Annotated in this window: 17 protein-coding genes; 7 read left to right on the top strand and 10 right to left on the bottom strand. The window is 59.6% G+C overall.

From position 1 onward, the window contains the following. Positions 1-151: 151 nt before the first annotated feature. Positions 152-991, top strand: a complete 840-nt coding sequence (locus AB8B20_RS31750; RefSeq protein ID WP_439071042.1) for an ABC transporter ATP-binding protein — start codon at positions 152-154, stop codon at positions 989-991. On the opposite strand, the gene AB8B20_RS31745 is transcribed toward AB8B20_RS31750, so the two are convergent. Next, the gene (locus AB8B20_RS31745) at positions 988-1611 is read right to left on the bottom strand and encodes a TVP38/TMEM64 family protein (RefSeq protein WP_439071041.1); all 624 of its coding nucleotides are present in this window, start codon (positions 1609-1611) and stop codon (positions 988-990) included. The two genes, AB8B20_RS31750 and AB8B20_RS31745, sit on opposite strands and share 4 nt — an antisense overlap. A 73-nt stretch (positions 1612-1684) precedes the next feature. On the opposite strand from AB8B20_RS31745, the gene AB8B20_RS31740 reads away from it, so the two are divergent. Next, positions 1685-2914 (top strand): phenylacetate--CoA ligase family protein, encoded by a 1230-nt coding sequence (locus AB8B20_RS31740; protein WP_439071040.1) that lies wholly within the window; start codon positions 1685-1687, stop codon positions 2912-2914. Between the two features lie 91 nt (positions 2915-3005). Continuing rightward, a complete protein-coding gene (locus AB8B20_RS31735) occupies positions 3006-3455 on the top strand; it encodes a GtrA family protein (protein WP_439071039.1) in 450 nt (149 codons plus the stop codon). 32 nt (positions 3456-3487) lie between these two features. Here the strand turns inward: AB8B20_RS31735 and AB8B20_RS31730 are convergent, their stop codons facing one another. Both AB8B20_RS31730 and AB8B20_RS31725 read right to left on the bottom strand, forming a co-directional pair. Next, the gene (locus AB8B20_RS31730) at positions 3488-4690 is read right to left on the bottom strand and encodes an AGE family epimerase/isomerase (protein ID WP_439071038.1); all 1203 of its coding nucleotides are present in this window, start codon (positions 4688-4690) and stop codon (positions 3488-3490) included. 927 nt (positions 4691-5617) lie between these two features. Then, entirely contained in the window at positions 5618-7171 is a 1554-nt protein-coding gene (locus AB8B20_RS31725) for a porin (protein ID WP_439071037.1), read from the bottom strand. Between the two features lie 341 nt (positions 7172-7512). Here AB8B20_RS31725 and AB8B20_RS31720 point away from each other — a divergent pair, with 341 nt between their 5' ends. Continuing rightward, positions 7513-8004, top strand: a complete 492-nt coding sequence (locus tag AB8B20_RS31720; RefSeq protein WP_439071036.1) for a MarR family winged helix-turn-helix transcriptional regulator — start codon at positions 7513-7515, stop codon at positions 8002-8004. A gap of 1770 nt (positions 8005-9774) precedes the next feature. Here the strand turns inward: AB8B20_RS31720 and AB8B20_RS31715 are convergent. After that, positions 9775-10134, bottom strand: coding sequence for a hypothetical protein (locus AB8B20_RS31715; protein ID WP_439071035.1), 360 nt, complete (start codon positions 10132-10134; stop codon positions 9775-9777). A gap of 692 nt (positions 10135-10826) precedes the next feature. Next, entirely contained in the window at positions 10827-11108 is a 282-nt protein-coding gene (locus AB8B20_RS31710; protein ID WP_439071034.1) for a hypothetical protein, read from the bottom strand. Between the two features lie 1078 nt (positions 11109-12186). On the opposite strand from AB8B20_RS31710, the gene AB8B20_RS31705 reads away from it, so the two are divergent. From AB8B20_RS31705 to AB8B20_RS31695, 3 genes are all read left to right on the top strand, one after another. Beyond that, entirely contained in the window at positions 12187-13125 is a 939-nt protein-coding gene (locus AB8B20_RS31705) for an IS110 family transposase (RefSeq protein ID WP_439071033.1), read from the top strand. Between the two features lie 223 nt (positions 13126-13348). Continuing rightward, entirely contained in the window at positions 13349-14530 is a 1182-nt protein-coding gene (locus tag AB8B20_RS31700; RefSeq protein ID WP_439071032.1) for a glycosyltransferase family 4 protein, read from the top strand. A 48-nt stretch (positions 14531-14578) separates the two neighbouring features. Further along, positions 14579-15505, top strand: a complete 927-nt coding sequence (locus AB8B20_RS31695) for an NAD-dependent epimerase/dehydratase family protein (RefSeq protein WP_439071031.1) — start codon at positions 14579-14581, stop codon at positions 15503-15505. 115 nt (positions 15506-15620) lie between these two features. On the opposite strand, the gene AB8B20_RS31690 is transcribed toward AB8B20_RS31695, so the two are convergent. From AB8B20_RS31690 to AB8B20_RS31670, 5 genes are all read right to left on the bottom strand, one after another. After that, positions 15621-16457, bottom strand: a complete 837-nt coding sequence (locus tag AB8B20_RS31690) for a hypothetical protein (protein ID WP_439090632.1) — start codon at positions 16455-16457, stop codon at positions 15621-15623. A gap of 128 nt (positions 16458-16585) precedes the next feature. Then, positions 16586-17686 carry a glycosyltransferase family 4 protein gene (locus tag AB8B20_RS31685; RefSeq protein WP_439071029.1) on the bottom strand — a complete coding sequence of 367 codons (1101 nt, stop codon included), beginning with the start codon at positions 17684-17686 and terminating at the stop codon, positions 16586-16588. Further along, positions 17683-19248, bottom strand: coding sequence for a hypothetical protein (locus tag AB8B20_RS31680; RefSeq protein WP_439071028.1), 1566 nt, complete (start codon positions 19246-19248; stop codon positions 17683-17685). The genes AB8B20_RS31685 and AB8B20_RS31680 overlap by 4 nt, the downstream gene beginning before the upstream one ends. 78 nt (positions 19249-19326) lie before the next feature. Next, positions 19327-20406, bottom strand: coding sequence for an N-acetylneuraminate synthase (gene neuB / locus AB8B20_RS31675; protein ID WP_439071027.1), 1080 nt, complete (start codon positions 20404-20406; stop codon positions 19327-19329). Positions 20407-20421: 15 nt separating this feature from the next. After that, entirely contained in the window at positions 20422-21579 is a 1158-nt protein-coding gene (locus AB8B20_RS31670) for a LegC family aminotransferase (protein WP_439071026.1), read from the bottom strand. Positions 21580-21616 lie beyond the last annotated feature (37 nt).

The raw sequence follows: 21616 nt of genomic DNA, 5'->3' as shown, positions 1-21616 counted from the left end.
GCCGTAGGTTGGGGTGGGGTGTCTCCGCAAGCGCCGTCGGAGTTTGCGACTCCCCACCCGTCACGTTGTTCGCTTCGCTCTCAAAGCGCCACCCTCCCCACTGCGCGGCTTCGCCGCTTGAGGGAGGGACAAGAAAGACGGAGTTCATCCTGTGCAGCCAACCATCGACACCGGCACGCGACCAGCAGTGGCCCCAACCACCGCCCCCCTCCTCGACATCCGCAATATCGAGGTCGTCTATGACGACGTGATCCTGGTGCTGCGCGGCTTGAGCATGGAGGTGCCGAAGGGCGCGATCGTCGCGCTGCTCGGCGCCAATGGTGCCGGCAAGTCGACCACATTGAAGGCGATCTCCGGCCTCCTGAAAACCGAAGACGGCGAAGTCACGCGCGGCGAAATCCTGTTCGATGGCGCGCGCATCGACGGCATCGATCCCGACAAGATCGTTCGCCGCGGCATCTTCCAGGTGATGGAAGGCCGGCGCATCGTGTCCGACATGACCTCGCTGGAGAACCTGCGGCTCGGCGCCTTCACGCGCAGGGACAACGAGGTCTCCACCGATATCGACATGGTCTACGATTACTTCCCGCGGCTGAAGGAAAGAACAGGCTTGGCCGGCTATCTCTCAGGCGGCGAGCAGCAGATGCTGGCGATCGGGCGCGCGCTGATGGCGCGGCCGAAGATGATCCTGATGGATGAGCCCTCCATGGGCCTTTCGCCACTGCTGGTGAAAGAGGTGTTCGCCATTATCAAGAAGATCAACCGCGATCTCGGCGTCACCATTCTGCTCGTGGAGCAAAATGCCCGCGCGGCGCTATCGGTCGCGAGCCACGGCTACATCATGGAACAGGGCAAGGTGGTGCTCGACGGCACCGCCGATGAGCTGCGCGACAATGAGGACGTGAAGGAATTCTATCTCGGCGGCGCCGGCGACCAGCGCAAGAGCTTCAAGAACCTGAAGAGCTTCAAGCGCAGGAAGCGATGGCTTTAGCTGCTCACGGGCCCGCAGGTCGCGATGCCGGTCTTCGCAAGGATCGCGCGAACGCGGCGCGACACCAGCAACAGGATGACGAGCACAATGACCAGGGCCATGGCAATCAGCACACGGTTAAGCGGCACTGGTCCATCATCGAGCAACAACGCCCGTCCGGACGCACCGAGATACACGTAAAGCACGATCTGCGGCAGCGTGAACAGGAAAGTGACCAGGGCGAACGGGAGCAGTCCGATATTTGTCAAACCGAACAGATAATTTTGCACCGAATTGGGCAATGGTCCGCCGAACCGCATCAGTGCGACGATCCGCCAGCCCTCGTGATCGACGGCCTGGGCAACGAGGCGCCAAGCCGCATGTTTCTCGGTCTGCCGCTCCACCCAGCCGCGCAGAACGGAGCGCGCCAGCATGAAGGCCAGAGCGGATGCAGCCGCGGCGACTGGAAGAATGACGACGAGAGAGCGCAAACCGAATGCAGCACCGGCGCCGAGCACGACGAATGTTCGTGGGACCGGCAAAAACGAAGAGGCAACAACCAATGCAGCCAGCACAACGGCAGCGGGAAAATCAAGTTGGCCGAAGCTTTCGAGCCATTGGACGATGCGTTCTAACGACATGATTTCCCACTAGCACGGCGCCAGAGGCTAACGGAATAACCGCGACCACGCCAAACCACCAGGACACACCCAGATGCGCCACTTCGACACACTCGAAAATTGCGATCCGTCGCAGCGCCAGGCCGATCTGTTCTCGCGCCTGCCGGATGTGCTGCGCGACGCGATGCAGGCGCCCGCTTATGCGGAGCATCTCAAGGGCATCGATCCCGCTGCGATCGTCAGCCGCGCCGCGCTGGCGCACCTGCCGGTGCTGCGCAAATCCGACCTGCCGGCCTTGCACAAGGCCAGCCCACCCTTCGGCGGCTTCGTGTCAGGCGCGACCGGCTCGTTCGGCCGGTTGTTCACCTCACCGGGGCCTATTTTCGAGCCGGAGTCGAAACAGGCTGATCCCTGGCGCGGCGCGCGGGCGCTCTATGCCGCAGGTTTCCGCGCGGGCGACGTGGTGCTGAATACTTTCAGCTATCACCTGACCCCCGGCGGCTTCATCTTCGACGGCGCTGCGCGGGCGCTCGGCTGCGCTGTGATCCCTGCGGGTCCCGGCAATGTCGAGCAGCAGCTGGAATTGATCGAGGCCTATCGTCCATCAGCCTATAGCGGCACGCCGGATTTCCTCAAGATCCTGCTCGATGCCGGGAAGGCTGCCCAGCGCGACATGTCATCCATCAAGCGCGCCATGGTGTCCGGCGCAGCCTTCCCGCCATCATTGCAGGCCGAGATCGCGTCGCGCGGTGTCGAGGCCTATCAGGCCTTCGCCACAGCCGACCTGGGCTTCGTCGCCTATGAAAGCACCGCCCGCGATGGCCTGATCGTCAACGAGGACCTGATCCTGGAAATCGTGACCCCCGGGACCGGCGAGCCCGTGGCCGAGGGCGATGTCGGTGAGATCGTGGTGACGTCGCTGGATCCGCACCACCCGTGGATACGGCTGGCTCTGGGCGACCTGACGGCCGCCCTGCCCGGCCCAAGCGCTTGCGGCCGGAGCAATATGCGCATCCGGGGCTGGATGGGCCGCGCCGACCAGGCCACCAAGGTCAAGGGTATGTTCGTGCGGCCCGAACAGGTCGCCGAGATCGGCAAGCGGCACCCGGAACTTGGCCGGCTACGGCTGGTAGTGTCCAGAGACGGTGAGAATGACGCCATGGTGCTGAAAGCCGAAGCGGCGGCGCAGGACAAGCCCGGCCTGCGGGAGGCCGTCACAGCCACGCTCAGGGTCGTCAGCAAGCTCGGTGGGGCCGTGGAGCTAGTAGCGCCGTCCTCGTTGCCTAATGACGGCAAGATCATCGCGGACGAGCGCGGGAACTGACCGCGCGGGGCCGCCGCGGCACATCATAAAAAGTCGGACTTCCCTGGGCGATCCTGCTATGCAGCCGCCCAGATCGAGGATGCCTGCTTCCGTGAAACTGATTTTACCACAAATTGTCGAGACTTGGCTGTCTCGCCCCACGGTGTCGAAGATCATCAGCTTCGGCGTGATTGGCCTCGGTAACACCGTCATCGATCTCGCCATCTTCACCCTCGCCTATCAGGTGCTGACGCTGCCGCTGGTGCCCGCCAATGTCATAGCCTGGCTGGTGGCCGTCTCGTGTTCCTACGTTATGAACACCATGATCACGTTCCGCGCCGAATCCGGCCGCGTATTGCGACGGAAGGATTATCTCAGCTTCGTTGCCTCGGGTGTATTAGGCGTGATCGCAACCACTACCACGCTGGTCGTGCTGTCGCACTTCATGCCGGTCTATGCCGCCAAACTTCTGGCTATTTTGGTCAGCTTCATCGTGAATTTCACGATGTCGCATTTCGTGGTGTTTCGAACCAAATCGTTGGACAACGACGGCGCGCGCTGACAATACGGGGACGTTACTCACGGCGGGTCGCGCTAGTCTCTGCTAGCGAGGCCGTTGTCCCCTAAAGACTGAGGCGTCGTGACTCCCAAAACCCTTTCAGCTTCAGCGACGGCACATAAGATGTGATAAAATGACGAAGCTGGGATAGCATGGATCAGCGATCGTCCTTCATTATCGAATTGATCGTACCAACCACCCTTCACCGGATGTTGCAAGTAGCTTTGATCCAGCCGTGCAAGTGCAAACCTAGCCTGATCCGCAGCGTCGTCGGCCCCGCCCGCTTCGGCTTGCGCCAACCAAGCTTTGGCAATTTCAGTCTGCGGCCATAGCCGCCGGGTTGGTTTGACGATGTTGCCGTCTACATCGCCCTCATCGATCAAAAACCCCCTTGTGTCACAGTAACGCAGCGCCGATTGTAGCAATAGTCCGCGATACTTTGCTGTGGGGCAGCCTGTTATCCGCTCAAAGCCTTTGAGCAGCCAAACCCACTCCGCCTGGTGACCCGGCTCAACACTGACCGGCCTAATCCGCGACCAATCCTGCTCGAAATACTCGCCGAGCACGCCTTCCTGTACATCGTAGAGGCTCGCGATAAACAGCCCGAACAAGTCTCCAGCTCGCGTCTGAAACGCTTCATCGTGGGTCGCGTCGAATGCCGCAATGAACGCTTCGAACAGATGCATCTGCGGATTCTGCCGACGCGGCAGGGACGCAGGCACGCCCTCCAAATAACCACCATCCCGCGAGCGAAGCGATGTATCGATGAACTGCATTAACTCATCGATCTCAGCGCGAACTCGAGCGTCGCGATCGAGCCGATAGACCTCCGCCAAAGCCAACAGCACGAACGAATGATCGTAGGTATCGCGTAGAGGATCCAAAACCGCGCCATCCGGCGCAAGGATATGCACAAAGCCCGATTTGCCATCAGGCGCCTTCGCCTTGGTCAAGATATAATCTAAACCTTTGCGGGCGATCTTCGCGCCTTCTGGAAACCAACCCAGCTGAGCCGCCTTGGCGTAGCAATAAATCTGCCGCGCTTGCACACGAACCCGTCGCGGAGCGGCAATGTCTGCGAGCCCCGACGCGCTTAAGCGCTCGACGAAACCGCCTGATTGTGCATCCCAACCTTCGGTGGCCCAAAGCGGCAATGCTTCGGTGACCAATTTTGATTTGAGGACAGACACGATGTCTGCATTCTGATTTGCGGTGGTTATGCTGCCGCGTTGCGTCATTGAAGCCCTATATAATCGCACACATGCCGACTGTGTCTATCAGCTTTCAGCGTCGGTATCGTGCCATGGATACACATTCACACCCAATGCCGGCATTTTTCCGACTATTTACCCTTCGTCTTCGCTCTTGTTGCGCAACCCAAACAAAGCTAATGACCTGCCGAAAATGATCGTTGTAAACCTAAGCGGTTTCCAAGAAGTGCGTCTTTCCCTGCAGAATTCTGAAAGGATCAGACGCTCGCGCGATTATGGTTTCCGATCTGGCTCCTCTCAGGCGTTGCAGCAACTGAGGTGAAGTCCAACCAGAGAATTTCGACAACGTCTCGTGTCCACCTTGGCTCCGCAACTGAGAGATCTCGGCCGACGCTGGTGTGAGCGCAATAGTCGCTACGATTAAGGCAGGCAAGGACATGTACGCGTGTTGTGACTGCAGCTGAACCCTATTCAGCCAGTTTATCGACCGTAGATCGCTTGATGGATCTGCTCAACGATCGGGGTTTTGTTACCACCCTCGGTCGCTCGCCGTCGAAAAGTGATCCAGTTGATCGAATAAACAAGCCACGGCCACCATTGCTGGCGGTTTAAAGAAATAATGGGCACCGGGTCATCCCGTCCGATCTCGGGCCTCCTGATACAGGCCTGCGCGATACACTTTTCATGCCGCGATCGTCCCTCCGATCGGTCCCCAGATTCCAATGGCGAAGACCTCGCGAAAAATGAAAAAGCCCTCGGGAGGGCATTCCCGAGGGCTTTGGAGGTTATATCCGGTCGCGTCTCCACAACCAGCAACTGCAAGTTTAGCTGAGCGATGAACCTTTTCGCAATAACTTATTTTGTCACACAACTGGAATATTTTCAGCGAAAAACCCCGGCAGTTTCCTGCCGGGGTCCTTATTTCAGAGACTGGTCGCCGTGAGACGATCAGTATTAGAAAGAGCGCAGGATCTGCACCGAACCGTTATAAAGGTTCTGGTCACCGAGCGTAAAGATGGCACCACCCGGCTTGCCCGACATGCCACCTGCTGCAGTGGTGTAGGTCCCACTGAGGTTCTGATCCAAACGGCTATAGGTGAACTGAGCCGAAAGAGTCAGGTTCTGAACGGGAGTCCAAGCTGTGCGGGTACCAATCTGAGCAAGACCCAGATCGAAGTTGCCGGTGCCAGCAAAGGTGCCAGCACGGGCGGCTCCTGCAGCCGACGAGTTGAAGCCCGGTCCACCGGTTGCGCCGGGAGCTGCTGAGAATGCAGCAAGCATGGCTGCGTTACCGTCACCATACGAGACGTGGCTGTAGTTACCAAACAGCGACGTGCGCCAAGCCGGGTTCCAGTAGTGCTCGTAGAAAGCACTGACCTGCCAAGCTTCGCTTTGGATGATCTGGCCGCCGTTAGTGAAAACGCCGTCCAGAACGTAGCCGAAGCCGAGCGAAGAACCGTCGACCTTTGCGTAACGGCCGCCACCCGAAGTGTCGGTCGTGCCGCCGAAGATGTACTTGGCTGCGCCCTTGGCATACGACGCTTCGAGCTTCAGGCTGTCACCTGCGCCGGTGGCCAAGTTCTTGAACTCAACCGCACCAGTAACAGCGAAGCCGTATTTATCGTCTGGATGGCCGAAAGTCTCGTTGCCCGCCGCGCCAGCGTTCGATGCATAGAAGCCGCCAGACGCTTGGTGCATCGCAGCCGCGAAGTGCAGAGTACCCCAAGCCTGATCAAGGCGGAGATTGCCGACTACGTCAGGAATGTGGTTGCCGCCGTAGGCGTTGCCCAGGAAGGTGTTCGAGGTCGTGCCGTAGAAGGCGCCCGTGAACGAGGGTGCGCCCGGACCGACGATGAACGTGCTGGTGTTCCAGAGGCCGGCGTTGCGATAGGCGGAAGCATTTTCGAGCGAGATCGTGCCCGACACGCCGTTACCGAACGAAGCGGTGTAAGCGAGCTGCGGGATGCCGGTCGCGTTGTTCGAACCGGCGTTGAAGCCCGACGAGATGTACGGCTTGGCGAGCGCCCACTGGGGATCGAACTGCGAGACGGCCTTACCGAAGGTGAAGCCGGCGAACTGGATGAACGCGTAGTCGACTTCGGTGTAACCACCAGCGATCGATTCACGATCCTGGAGGAAGTCGAACTGGATGTTCGCGTAGGTACGAACCACGCCGTATTCGGTCGCGGTGCGGGTGTCCGTCGTCAAGTTGACGCGTTCACGGGTCGAGAGGTAATTCTTGGTCCAGAGATTGTTGCCGCCGGCACCACCCTGCCAGAACGGAACGTCGTAGGTGCTGCCGTTGAACGCAGTGTCCAAACGGATCGCGCCGCCGATCTTGATGCAGGTATCGGTGCCCGGGATGTAGTAGAAGCCTGCACCGTAGAGCGAGCAGATCTTCACGTATTCCACTGCCTTGGCCTTCACCGGAAGATCGGCTGCCTGAGCTCCGCCGATGGCAAGCAGACCTGCCGCCGAGCCGAGAATAAGGCCCTTAATCGTTGTCATGTTAAACCTCCAAGTTGTCCAAAAGGGAAGGTCCCGGATCTGCCAGGCGCAAGCGCCCGAAGATTTAGTCCCCCAAGTCCCCAAACTAACCGCCGAGCACTTCGCGCTTCGGAAACCCGCATACGCGAGGTACTAAGCGAACCACTTCGACGGAGCGAGTCGGGCGAGCCCCATCGCTGGAACAACAATGCATGAGCTAGTCATATTAGCAAAATACTTTGCCGCCTCACTTGGCCGGAAGTTAAGCATCGTTGCATTCCGGCAACACACGATTTTGTGAGCGACCGCAATAAGTACCTGTTAATACGGCATTTTTTGAGAGCTGGAGATTCGCATATGGCATGGCTGTGATGGAACCTGCCTCATCGTTAGATGGAAAGACTCCCAAGGCGCTGATTGAAGCGCTTGAATCGATAAGTCTGTTGCTGGGCGAGACCCAGGAATTCTGGGCGAAACCTCTTGGCATAACCGTACCGCAATGGTCGATTTTAGCGGCCATCAAGGCTCTCGATGAGGGCGCCGGAATACGGGTCGCAGAGGTTGCGCGACGGCTCCGCGTAGACCCTTCGTTCGTCACAGCCCAGACAAAGCTGCTGGAGAAGGATAACCTCGTTCACCGTCGGCAGTCTAAGGATGATGGACGTGTCGTGCTGATGTCACTCACCGAGCTAGCATCAAAAGGTATGATGGCTGTCGAGCATCGGCAGTCTTCGCTCAACGCTTTTTTGTTTTCAGACTTTGAAGCGCGCGAGCTCGAGACGCTTCTGACTGCTCTAAGAAGATTGGAGAAGCGGTATGAAAAGGCTTCTCTGATCTTAGCGCTCGATGATTAACTACGTGCTCCCTGCTCGCTGGCCTGCTAGTGCAAAGCAAAAGCGAAGCAGGACGCGTGGGCCGTAGAGATGCCTTTGATTCTGATTTAGAGGTCAATTGCCGGCGTGATCTCAGTGGCAATCGCTATGGTTTGGCCCGGCGCTCATGGGTTTAGTTGAGCGTCGAACCGTTTATTTCCGCCGGTGCGGATGCTCGCGCTCACCAGTTCTGCGAGCGCATTCGTGCAATTTGACGCTATGTGACGTCCAGCTCTTCGGCTTGCCGTTTAGGGCAATCGCCAGCTTGTGTGGGCGACCTAGGGCAACGGCTGAAGGTGCCGACGTGATGGTTCCGAACCCGCCGTCGGCCTACTCAAGATCGTATCTGCATTGCGGAAACGAGCTAAACGGCAGTAACAGCCGGCCCCAGTTGCGCCCATGCGCACGGGCCCGCCCCGCCATGGGCGGACCGCTTAGGCGCAAGATGCGCCTTCACCCGTAGAGGGGACGTCAAGGATTATGACCAACACATCATCAATTTTCTGAACAGACTTTGCGATCCGCGCAGTGTCTTCGTGGCTTCTGTCTATCTCTGGAGCGCTTGGATGCTGGGGATACCACTTCGCAAAGCTGCGATCGTGGCGGGCTTTCTGTACTGGTTTATTGTCTTTGAGATTGCCTCCCCGATAATCTGCGTCGGGGCCTTGGTTGCGTGCACCCTTGCGCTTTCAGTGCTCCTCAACCGCTTGATGCAAAACAAATGGCACGCACATTTCCGCAACGCGTTAAGCGCCGAGAAATGAATTGACGTAGCCGCTCTCATGCCAGCCCTGCAGGCAAAAGATGCGCGGCGCGTTGATGTAGTAGGAATTCTGTGTCGGGCCAGAGAGCGGAACGATATCGTCATAAAGGTCGAGGCCGTCGCAGCTCGGCGAGGAAATCAGGCTTCTTATTGTGGAGCGGTAAGGCGCGATCTGGGTGTTGAGCGTGGCATCCTGCGCATTGATATGACTCGAGCGCCGGCTATTCTCGCCTTCCGAACCATCTCAGTGATGTTGGAAGAGGAGAGCGCAGATCCGGCCGCTTATTGCTCATCGCGCTAAAGCTAAAGAAGGCTCTGCTTTGGCGTACACCGCCTCACGGATGACCGAGGAAGGAAACATCATGTCGGACAAGCTGAAGGCCAAAAGCCCACACTTCTACGAGACCGCCGATTGACCCGGAAATGGTCAGTTTAGCTGGGAAAAGGTGAAAGTGACCGAGATTATGAGCCCCACCGGGTATCATGAGTGGGTCGGAGCCCTAGGTCGGCGTAAAATGACTGCAGACAACCTCAGAGCCGGCATCGTCATATGGACTCGTCGTCTGGTTTCCAGATCAGAGCCTCAGCTTCGTTGAGGGTTTCGAGGTTGGGCTCTGGTAGAAAATGCGCGTGGGCCACGTCGGGGAAATCGAGGCGACCACGCACTCTGAAATCGCGACGCCATTCAACGGATGGCAATGCTGAAGGCTGGGCTATGAAAATGAAGCCGACCGATATACCTGGCTGGGACTACACCAAGCTAACGAAGACACGAACCGCGACAATACGCCCTAACCCGCATGGCCTGCGCGTAGTTCTGCGCTCCTAATCGAGAATTGGCGGCACCTGCCTTCCGGCGCCGGGAAAATTTGCATCTCAAACGTTTCTTTTTGGGTGTCAATCGATGCCCGACAAGCCCACCATTGGATGGATCATAATAGCATATTCCTGTTAGTTGCTATGACCGTAATCGGACGTGCCTAACTGGTCTAGCGGAATCGCCCGCCATAGAGGTTTACGCACTCGCCGTCCTCGATCACATAGTTGCTCGGACACTGGAGCTCACCGCGACGATTGACGCGCGGCTGCAAAATGTCTCCGCCACGACGACCCTGATCGCCGTAGTAGCGGCGGTCTCTCCTGCCGTATTCCTCGTCTCCAAACCCGCCGCGGCCAGCATAAATGCTCACGCATGCGTTTCCACGGATGACGTAATTACTTGGGCAAGCGGCTTCGCCGCGATAATTTCTGCTGATCGGAAGGATGTCCGGACCGGATTGCGCGGATGCGGCAATGCACGAAACTCCCAAAATCCCTGCGACCAGTGCTGCTGTCATCTTGATCTTCACGACGTTACTCCATATCGGTCAAAGTCATTCATGCACCGCGCGCCCTGAACGGCACATTAACGGGCATTTACTTCGATGCGGGGGTCGAGAATGACGACGGACGATCCAACCGCCAGACTCCGCGAGGTGATTGAGAGTGGACGGCTCAAAGACGACCGCCTCCGCTAGGCCGAAGCAGTTCTCAGCCGGCAAGTCCACCACGAAAACGCGAAGCGTAAGCGAAAGCGCTACGGGCAGCAGTTGGCAATCCTTTTCCTCGTCGTGATCGTGGCGTTCGGCGGTGGCACCTGGGCCTTCAGGAAGCTGCTAGGCGCCAATACATGATCGACGCCGCCTGTCGCTATCTACATTAGTCACGCGCCTCACCCGTGGATGTCGATGACATGAACGCACGGGCCCGTAAAACGTCAGCATGAGTAAGCCAATCGAGAAACCAGTCAAAGCCCGTCCCTACGCTACCGCCGAGGCCGCCGCTGCAAGGCTGCTTGAGATCGCCACGACCCTTCGCGTCGACTAGGAGCGCTTGCCGGTTGGGGAAGGGAACTCGACTTCATATGGAAAGATAAAGCGACCGGCGGAAAACTCGCTCGGTCGAGACAAGCTGGTCCCCGACGGCTCATCCAGATGCACGAATGCAGCGGGTTCTTTATGTGGAAGAACGGCGCCGGGGAAGCTGACCTGCTGCTTGGCAATTAGGAAGGCTTTTTAACATCGTCCGGCAGGCGCCGGAACGGAACATACACATCGTCCTCACAGCCGTCCGGATACAGAGCGAGCCTCAGAACGACCGGGTCTTTTCTCTTGAAGAATAGGGCGTATTCTTTTTTTGCGCCCCCCGTTTGAACACCACGTAAGCACGCAACGAAGGCGTCCGGCGCACCTGGCGCCAACGGCCCCGCGGGACGCGCTGCAGAAACTTCCAGTGGATCAGAAAGTTTTGCTTCCTTCGCGGCCACCATGAATGCGTTCGCCATCGCAACTCCGTTGGGCGGCGCGATTGGGCCCAAGTCTGCCACGGGCGTTTGAACTGGGCCTGAGCAAGCGCATAGCGGAAGGCAGACAATCAACGCAAATTGCCGAAATATATTCATTGTGCCGCCTATACGCCCGCCCGAGAGGCCGGGCAAGTAAGCCAGACCACTCGAGCCCAGGAACGAATCAACGCGTGGTCTTGGTCTAGGCCGCCGATCATGGAGGCCCTATCGATTTCGCGCGTTTGGACATGCCGCCCAACCAAGTCTCGCCGACCTTAATTCTAAGGTATCTCGTATCCGCGCGATTCCGTCGGGCGGCGGAACCCAAAGCGGCTTCCTTCATTACCCGATGAAGGATGGATAATGCGGCTGCCGGAAAATGATCGTGATGAAACCAACGATTTGATGCTTACGGCCCTTGTGCTCGCCACCGTCATCGTCAGTCTTGTCTACCTGTCCTGGTATTTTTAAGCTTCCGAAGAGACAGGCCGGACGTCGTGACGATGGCAGGGTCTTTATGACCTTCCCAAGCCCTTCGGCAGAATCTGACGAAGTCGCTTTCGGCATAAGGCGAGACTTTATCGCCCTTGGTGCGGCCGATGGCGATGGCTCCCCCTGCCGGCCAAGCAAGCTTCACCAGCCGCTGTTCTTCGTATCGCTATAGGAAAGCGCCCTAGCGGCTCCGAGGTTGGCTCCCCCGCCTTGGCCAGACAGAAACGAAAGCTAGTCGCGCAACAGAGCATGGGATCGTTTTGGTAATTTTTCGCCACCGTATCATGTCGGCCGTCAGTTCCTTGTTGTTGGCAGCGCCCGGGGCATTCCTCAGCCCGAGATGCGCCAGCGAGACGGCGAACCGCCAGCCGCTGTCACCAAGCAGGCTAGTCGAGGCAGAAAGAACTCTTGTAACTTGCCGTCAGCCGTTTCTGCTAAGCTTGGCGGAGCGGTGGCAGGCGGGAGACCGTTTGACCCGAGGGACATCAAGCCCGCTGGGGAGCATGGGTCTTCGCCTGCCGTTCCATTGAACCCGAACAGTCGCTTGGGCCGCTTTGCGAGCCCGCTTGCGCAAGGATGGGATCAGATGGACGCGATTTATGTTGGCATCGATGTCTCGAAGGATCGGCTGGACGTCGCGATACGTCCGGGTAACGGGAGTTTTGCGGTCAGCCGTAATGGTGCGGGGATCGATGAGCTTGTCGTGCGATTGAAGGAAACGCCACCCGCACTGGTGGCGGTTGAGGCAACCGGCGGCTTCGAAACCATCGTCGCGGCAGGCCTTGCCGGCGCCAATCTGCCAGTCGTGGTGGTCAATCCGGCGCAGGTACGTGCGTTTGCCCAGGCTCTCGGCAAGCGCGCCAAGACCGATCCGATCGATGCCATGGTGATCGCGCATTTTGCCGAGGCGACCAAACCGCAACTGCGGTCACTGCCTGACGCCACCACGCGGTTGCTCGCCGATCTGGTCGCCCGCCGCCGCCAGATCGTCGAGATGATTGCCGCGGAAAGCCAGCGCACGCGCCGCGTCAGCAATCCGCGTCTGAAAAAGAGCATCGCAAGGCTGCACAAGGCGTTGGAGAAGGAGTTGTCCGAACTGGACGAAGATATCGGTGATCACGTCCGGGGATCACCGGCCTGGGCTGAGAAAGAGGATCTGCTGGCGTCAGTGCCCGGCGTCGGGCCGGTCATCGCGCGCAGCCTGATCGCCGAACTGCCGGAACTGGGACAACTCGACCGCCGTCAAATTGCAGCGCTCGTGGGGTTGGCCCCGTGGACCCGGCAGTCCGGCCAATGGCGCGGCAAGAGCTTCATTGGCGGCGGCCGCGCCAGCGTTCGCAACGTGCTGTTCATGGGCGCCATGGTCGCAGCACGCTACAATCCGCAGCTCAAGCTCTTCCGCGACAAGCTGGTTGCCGCGGGCAAGCCAAAGCTCGTGACGATCATTGCTGTCGCCCGCAAACTGCTCACCATCCTCAACGCTATCCTGCGAGACAAGGCGCCATGGCAGCTCAAAAACGCTTGACCGAAAAGACAGTCGCTCCCCACTTCGGATTTTTAATGATTTTTATCACACGATCGAATTCATCTTATATTTGCTGTACTTGGGCCGGACTCCAAGTTGTGAACACTGCGTAGCGCACCATAATTGTCATCAATTGCGAAGGCCGACTCAATAGTGGTAGCCTTCTCGCCGTTACAACGCGGCCAATGCTTGCACGAATCGAACGGCCAGACGGCTCCATTCCATGAATCGCAATCTTCTTCATATCTGCAATGAGCTACCATACTGGATGGCTCACCGGCTTCCGATTGCCCAAGCTGCTCGCGATGCCGGATGGACGGTGACCGTGGCCACTGCCCCCGGGCCCGGCATCGAAACGTTATCCAAATTCGGCTTTTCGCATATTACACTGCCAATCGCGCGTTTCAATTTCGCCCCCTATCGCGATGCACAGCTTCTCCTCGCCATCCGGTCGCTTATGGCATCGTCCCGATTCCAAGTTGTGCACCTGTTCACCATCAAGCCACTTTTTTTCGGCGGTTTGGCAGCGCGAATGACACGGGAGAATGGCGCGAATGACGGCTCTAGACTGATCGGCACCATGGCGGGCCTCGGCCGCGCGCTGGACGAATCGGGACCGCGCTGGCGAACTGCTGCAACGCTGAAGGGTCTCGCTGCGGGTCTCGGTTCCACAGCACATGCGATCACCTTCGAAAATGAAGGAGACCGTGATTTCTGCGTCGCCAATCGGGTCTTCGATTTCGGTCAGACGCATGTATTCCCGGGCGCCGGCATCGATTTGGATCAGTTTGTACCCGCGCCAGAGCTCCGCCAGCCGAGCACAGTCACGATCTTGTTCGCAGGTCGCCTCCTTCGGTCCAAAGGTGTCATGGATGTTGTCGCCGCGGCCAAGATCCTGCGCGGCCAGTTTGCAAACAACGTTCGCGTCCTCATTGCTGGGCCTCACTCGGAGGGCGATCCGGACGGTCTCGACGTGGCGGAGCGCCACGCGCTCGGCGCCGAACGCCAGGTTGAATTCCTGGGTGCTGTGCCGCCGGACGAGATACCGCGCCTGATGGCCTCCGCAGACATTTTCGTGTTGCCGACGCGCTATCCAGAAGGCCTTCCGCGAGTGCTTCTCGAAGCGGGCGCCACGGGTGCCGCTCTGTTGGCTGGCGACGTAGATGGCACGCGGGCTTTCATCACCGACAATGTCAACGGCATCCTGCTCAAGGACACGCGTGGCAGCTCGATAGCCACGGCGTTGGCAGGTCTTGTCAACGATCCCGAGCTGCGGTCACGGCTCGGGACCGCAGCGAGGGCGCGGCTCGAACAAGGACGCTTTAGCGTCGCCGATGTCGCAGCAAGGTTCGTCGATTTATACGGGCGCGACCGAGCCTTCGGAGAAGCGAGCAAGCTAACCTAGGTTATTACTGAAGGCGCCGTCGAAGAGGCCCGTATCGGAAACGCTTAAATGAGAATTCTGATCACAGGTGCATCGGGATTTACTGGGCCTGCAATCGTCCACGAGTTGCTCGGTCGAGGCCATACGGTGGTTCTGGCGCTTCGACAGCCACACAAGGCCGCCCGCTACGGTGCCGGCCTATCCGTCGTCACGATCGGCGACCTTGCCGGACCGATCGATTGGCAGCCTCATCTAGAAGGCATCGACGCGGTGATCCACGGTGCAGCGCTTGCCCATGCCGGGACGCACACCACCACGCAGCACCTATTCGCCGTCAACGCCGACGGCACTGATAGGCTTGTGAGGCACTGTCGACGCGCAGGCGTCGGCCAGGTGATCTATATTTCCTCGGTCCGGGCACTGGTCGGCACCTGCTCTGAAACTGCAGTTGAGGAAGACTATGCACCGCAGCCGACCAACGATTATGGACGATCAAAGCTCGCGGCCGAGCTCGCAGTCATTGCATCGGGGGTCAAAGGCGCGATCCTGCGACCGCCTCTCGTGTACGGTGCCTTTGTCCGCGGCAACTTGGCCCTTCTGGCGAGGGCGGCAGCCAGTCCGCTGCCCTTGCCGCTTGGCGGTCTTCAGGGAAAGCGCTCGATTGTCAGCGACCGCAATCTCGGCTCCGCCGTCGCCTTCCTGCTTGATCAGCCTCCGTCAGAAATGACCACGGCTCTCGTTTCCGATTCCGAGCCTGTGACACTAACCGAATTGGTGATGAAACTCCGCGCCGTTGATGCACGCACCGCCAGGCTGTTTGCGATGCCCGGGCTGTTAAAGCTGCTGTTCGCCGCTGCAGGCCGTTCGTCGCAATGGGACAGTCTGTCCGGCCGCCTCGAACTTCGGCCGCGGCGGCTTGCGGCGCTGGGGTGGACCCCCGTCGAAAGCAGCTTGGACGGACTGACCCGGCTGATGCATTCACTTAGGCAAGCCTGAAAACCGGCGCTTGCTCTGGCACTCGATGCTATCCTCTGTGTCGACCTTTGCGGGCGTTGCGGCTGGCGGCAGCGAGTTGCAACGCGGAGCCAAACACCTCCTCACGCAAGCCGTTTCACTTGCTACCGATCAAAAACGGTGACCCGAGATACAAATCCGGCATGTCAATATTGTTTGGCGCATCGATCTCCGCCGGCGATGCCTGCTGCCGCTGGCCGCGGCGATACAGATCATTATTCACGAAAGTCACTTCGAAAACATCCGGCATCGACACGCCAGCCACAGTGGCGAAGCCGACGAAATTATTCGCGTGCAGATGCACCGGAAAGAAGCCCTGTCGAATCGTCTCGATAGCGCTCTGACACAATGAAAAATAGGCGGGATCAGCGAGCTTTGACGACCAGTGAAATTCGCAGGCAATCTGTCGAAATTGACGCAGCTCGTTGGCTGGAAACTTTGCGAAGGTCGACCATTCGCTGCCTTCGATATCAATCTTCAGCAATAAGTTATGTGTGCCCGGAGCCTTCGCGTTGTGCTGTCGCACCACTTCCGAGAGCGGAATGGAACCGGGAATCTCACGGTCGGGATCAATCGCCTGTTTGTGAAAACGGAAATTGGGGTGGTTGATCGGCGGCGCCGGAACGGTGTGATCGAACTGAAGAACTTCTTTGCCGAGATTTGCGAAATCGAGATCGCAACTGACGTCGTTGGAGATACCGCAAGAAATGATTGACGTTACTTCCGCAAAATCGTCGATGAAGATGTAACCACCATCGTTGGCACCGCCGAGACGCACCTTGCTGTATCCTTCCACATCGAAGGGGGCGAATTCGCCGCAAAACCCGAGTATGTCAGATTGGTTGACTTTGCGGAGCACAGTTTGCGGCTGTGGAGACGCCGCGGCAACCGGGACAGCTGCCGGCTGCCGCGCCGGCGGGAGGCCTTCCAGCATGTCGGCTGCGCGATGGAGCCGATGGGCCAAGCCCAAGCGAACACGTCTCATCATCAACATTCGTCCTTTCGCGTCAGTAAGCGCGGCCGTTGCCCGGCGCTTCCGATTGGCATCTATCCGCGGATGAATTATGCGATATCCTTCAGCAATCCCACAATAAACTGACGCATCGAGCGGTCCGGCGCGGTCTGCTTCAGGGAGGTTGCGATTTGCTGATAGGTTACCGGGTCCGTGGCCAGGCGCCGGATCGCTTGTGCGAGCGAACCCGCGGTGACGTCCGACGCGATCACGCCCGTCACGGACTCCCGCACCTGCTCCGAGAGGCCTCCAGAGGGCATCGCGACGACGGGCATCAGGCTGCCGAACGCTGTCGCTGCGACGCCGGACTGACTGGCCTCGGTATAGGGTAACGCCATCGCGTCATAACGCGCCAGCAATGGCGCTATTTCGTCGTCGCCAAGCCAGCGATTGATCACTTCTGCCTGCAGCGCGTCGAGTCGCTCCTGAATCGCGCCGATGTCGCCCGAGCCGGCGACGCCGAGATCGACGTGCAGCCCATCCGAGCGCAATATGTCGAGCGCGTCCAGCAACAATGGCAGCCCTTTATACTTCAGGATCCGGCCCAGAAACAGCAACCGTAGCGGCTTTCCCGGCGTTAGCGTCCGACTTCCGACCTTGCTGTCGTAACGCAAGTCGGGAAGAAACAGCGGCGTCACCTTTGCCGGATCGGCAAACCGACGCGCGGTCATCTGATCGGCCACGGCGCGGCTGAGCGTGACGACGCGGTCTGCCGAACGAGCCTCGCTGCGCAGCCAAGGTATGAGCGGACCTGTGGGATCGCCGGGATGGCCGACCGCGTCGTGAATGATAGTGACGTATTTCGCGCCCCGGGCACGAATGGCAGGCGCCAGGAGCGGCGTCCAGATATGCGGCATCAGGGTGACCACCACCGAAACATCGTCTCGGGCTATGCGATCCAGCAGGATCTTCCGGGCGGCCAGGAAGTTGCGGACGTTCGCGAACGACATCGCGCGGTCGAACGTTTCGATCGGCAACACGGCATCGCCAAGCGGCGCGAAATCTGCAATATTTTCGCTCATCTTCGAGACGACGAACGTCGACTGCACCCCGGCCAATTGCACTGCGTCACGGGCAAGTTCCAGCGTCAACCGGCACAACGCGCCGCGACGGCCCAGATATAGGAAAAGTGCCTTGCGCGGCAGGCTCATGGCACGCTTCCATCGGCCGTTGCCTGCAAGCCTTCTCGATGTGCAGCCATCACGCTATGGGCAAACGGGACGATTCCCGCGGCATCCGGTAGCCGGCTTGGTTGTTTCGTCGACCGGTCGGCGATGATGGATTCGATCCGCGCGGCGGCCGCGCGGGGTGACGTTTCGATCTGGAGCGCGAGTTCGGGCACGTCCGCGCCGTACAGATCTGCGGCATATTCCTCCGTCGCAATGGTCGGCACGCCCATGGCGGCGGCCTCCAGCGTGACGCCGGAAAACCGGGTGAGATGAACATCGGCGCGTTCAAGCAGCAGCGCCAACAAGGACGAACTGCCGAGCTGCCAGTCGATGCGCGCGGTCAGATGAGCCGGCGCGGCGGGCAATGCGCGCTGGGCGTCGAGACTGTGCATGCGAACCCAGACGAAAAGATCGATGGTGATCTCATGCAAGATGTCGACAATCCACTGGCCATCGTCGCCCGGCTGCAGCGAAACAACGATCTCGCCGGCGCAGGTAAGACCGCGCAGCCGGCTCGCCAGCGCCTGGCGCTGCCGGTCGATCAACTGCCTGAGTTGTGCGTATTGTGCGTGGTGGTCGCGTACGCCATCCGGAATGATCGTTGCAAGTTGCAGTCCCAGCGGGCCGGCCGAGAACACCCGATCGTCGCCGCGACTGTGACACTCCCACGACACCAGCGCGTCGGGCGCCGTGTTGAACAACGAGAAATGCGGCCGCTGACCTGGCGCCGTGATGGCGCTTCGGCTTTCCGCACCATGATGCACCTCGATCACCGGAATGCCATTGCGCTTGGCCGCAAATACGAGACCAGCGCTCGACCAGACACCCGAATTCAGGATGACCAACAGCTTTGGCCGACCGGAGCGCGAGAAAATTCGTTCGAACAAAGCTGCAACCGAGACCACCAGATTGAGCTGCCGCGCCAGCCACAGCAACAGAAAGCCCTTGCGCAGCCTCAGGTGGCCGGCGGCGATCTCACAACAACCAAGAAAGCCGGGCAGCTGGCTTAATGCGCCCCGCGTGCCAAACCGCATCGCGCGCGCGCGCGCGTCGGCAAGCAGGTCGGCGAGGCCGTAAGCCGCTCCATGCAGCGTTCGGCCCAAGCTGGGATCCTGCGCAGCAAGCTCCTCATACCAAAATATGCTGCGATGTCCCTCACGTTCGAGTAGCGCGGCGGGGACATCCAGGGCAGGCGTGAGATAAAAGTCACCGAGATGGCGGCCATGACCGCCGCTGGCAAAATAGACGATTGAATCGGTAAGGGACGTTCCTTCCCATACCGGGGATGGTAGCGCCTTGCGATGGCCCGATAGCGTAAAATAATCAGCCAACACGCCGGCCTGCCAGCCAATCCCGCCAGTCGACATTCCCCGCTTCGGCTGTTTGATCCTCGCAAGGATTCCGAGGCCGATCAGGGTGGTCTTGAACAGAGGCCAGATATCGACGCCGCTCAGCACCCACTGCCTGACATCGACGTGGTCCGGTATCGTCTCTATCCATCGCTCGAACGCGACAATATCGATCCGCTCCGATGCAGCTGCCATTGGTTTAGAAGTCTCTTTTCTGAAGGCTGGCGCAGACCGGCCGCCAGCGCGCATGGGGTTGTCTGACGGCGAGGATGCTCACTCCGGCCCAAGGACCAGATCATCCGCCTGGTAGTCGCGGGTCGCCGGGCGCCCAAGATGCTCCCAATACAGCACTGGCGATAAGCCGGTGCCGGGACGCTTCACGGTCAGGTTTTCGGCAGTGAAAATCTCGCCGCAACGAATCTCAGTTCGAGCCACGAGGCTTTTGCGGGCGATCGGAATGGTCTTCAGCTCCGAAGGCATCGGCACCTTGCGACCGTCGCCGAGCGCCCTTTCGACCTGACGGATCCCTGCCACCATCGCAGCAAACGACGACGGCTCGATCGACGCGACGTGGTCTGGACCCGGCAAATGGCGATCGAGGGTCAGGTGCTTCTCAATCATCAAAGCACCGCGCGACACCGCGGCAATCGCGATGGCAACGCCTTCGCTGTGGTCGGAGAAACCGACCGGCAGCGCGAATGTCCGGGACAACGTATCCATCGCCTTCAGATTGATCTCCTCCGGGATGGCCGGGTAGTCGGACGTACAATGCAGCAGCACCACATTTTTGCGAAGGGCGGCCTGGCCCTGCTCGGAGTTGAATGCAGCTGCAAAGGCCGTGCGCTCCGGCTCGCCCTGCTGCGTATAACCAAACGCCAGAACGCCGAGCGACTGCTCGATCTCGTCCATTGTCGCCATGCCGGTCGACAGAATGACCGAGCAGCCGCGACTTGCCATGTCCAGCAAGATAGGCGCGTTGGTCAGGTCGCCCGATCCGACCTTTAACCGGGTCATACCCAGGCCCTCGACCAGCAATGCCAGGCTGAGAGGATCAAACGGCGTCGACATGAATGTGACGCCGCGCTCGGTACAGCGTTCGATCAACCGACGGTGCGCCGCATCGTCGAGCTCCAGCGCCTTGAGCATTTCGAGCTGGCTGCTGGCATTGCCGGTGTTGCGAGTCTGATAGTCGGCCTTCGTTGCCGTTGCCGTCACCAATTGATCGGCTTTGAAGGTCTGGAATTTGACGATATCGGCGCCCGCTTCGGCCGCCGCGTCAATGAGATCCAGCGCCAGATCCAACCGTCCGTTGTGGTTGACCCCGGCTTCCGCGATGATGGTGACAGCGCTCATGATGGCTTCCTCACGTCACGCCGTTTTAGCTGAAGCCGGTGCACTGCCGCGCAGGCCAAGGATCGCCGACGACGGCAGATTGATGATGCGGTTTTCCAGCGACTCCATCTGCGACAAGTCGCTGCGCGGACAATCGCGATACATTGGCAAGTGCTGCATTCCGGTCCAGATCGGACGGCACATTAAGCCACGCGCATGACAGGCCTCTAGAAAGCCATCCCGCACGGTAGCATCCGGCTTGTCCAACATCATCGCCACCAACCAATAATTGCTTTGCGCATAGTCGGCATCGACGAAAATGGACGCGCCTGGCACATCGCGGAAGGCGGATGCATAGCGCGCGGCGAGATCGCGCTTGGCTGCGATGAAGCCATCGAGTTGCTCAAGCTGCGCGCAGCCGAGCGCGGCGTTGATGTTCGGCAAGCGATAGTTGTAGCCGACCTGGTCGTGAAGGAACGCCCACTTGTGCGGTGTCTTGGCGGTCGTCGTCAGATGCTTTGCTGCACGGGCAATCTGCGGATCGTTGGTCAGGATCGCGCCGCCGCCGCCCGTGGTAACCGCCTTGTTTCCGTTGAAGCTGAGCGAGGATACCAGTCCATGGTAGCCGGGATGGCGCCCCTTGTAGCGCGAGCCGATGGCCTCGGCGACATCCTCGATGATCAACAGATGCCAGCGCGCGGCAACCTCGGCGAGGGCATCCATGTCGGTCGGATGACCAAAGGTGTGCATCGGAACAATTGCGGAGATGCGACGGCCGGTTTTGCGGTTTCGACAAGCGCCCTGGACGATCTCGGCCTCGGCGGCAAGGTGCTGCTCCAGTTTTGACGGATCAATCCCTAGCGTAACCGGATCGGAATCGCAGAAGTGCGGGATTGCGCCACAATAGCTGATGGCGTTGGCGGTCGCGATGAAAGTCAGCGCCGGGGTGATGACCTCGTCGTCGGCACACACGCCGGCGACGAGCAGGCAGGCATGTAGCGCAGCGGTGCCATTGACCGTCGCAACCGTGTACCCGACACCGCAATATTCGGCCAACCGGCGCTCGAATTCATCGACAAACTTTCCAACTGAGGAGACCCAGCCGCTGTCGATCGTTTCCTTAACGTACTCCCACTCCCGACCGGCGAAGCGCGGCTCGTGCAAGGCGACGGGGCGCGGACTGTCGCCGACCACGGCATCGATGGCCGCGAGCGCGCGCTCGATGTCGAAA

Source organism: Tardiphaga sp. 866_E4_N1_4 (assembly GCF_052076075.1).
In the GTDB taxonomy this organism is placed as follows: domain Bacteria; phylum Pseudomonadota; class Alphaproteobacteria; order Rhizobiales; family Xanthobacteraceae; genus Tardiphaga; species Tardiphaga robiniae.
Note: the sequence above shows the minus strand (reverse complement) of the source record. Positions and strands in the feature narration are given on the sequence as shown.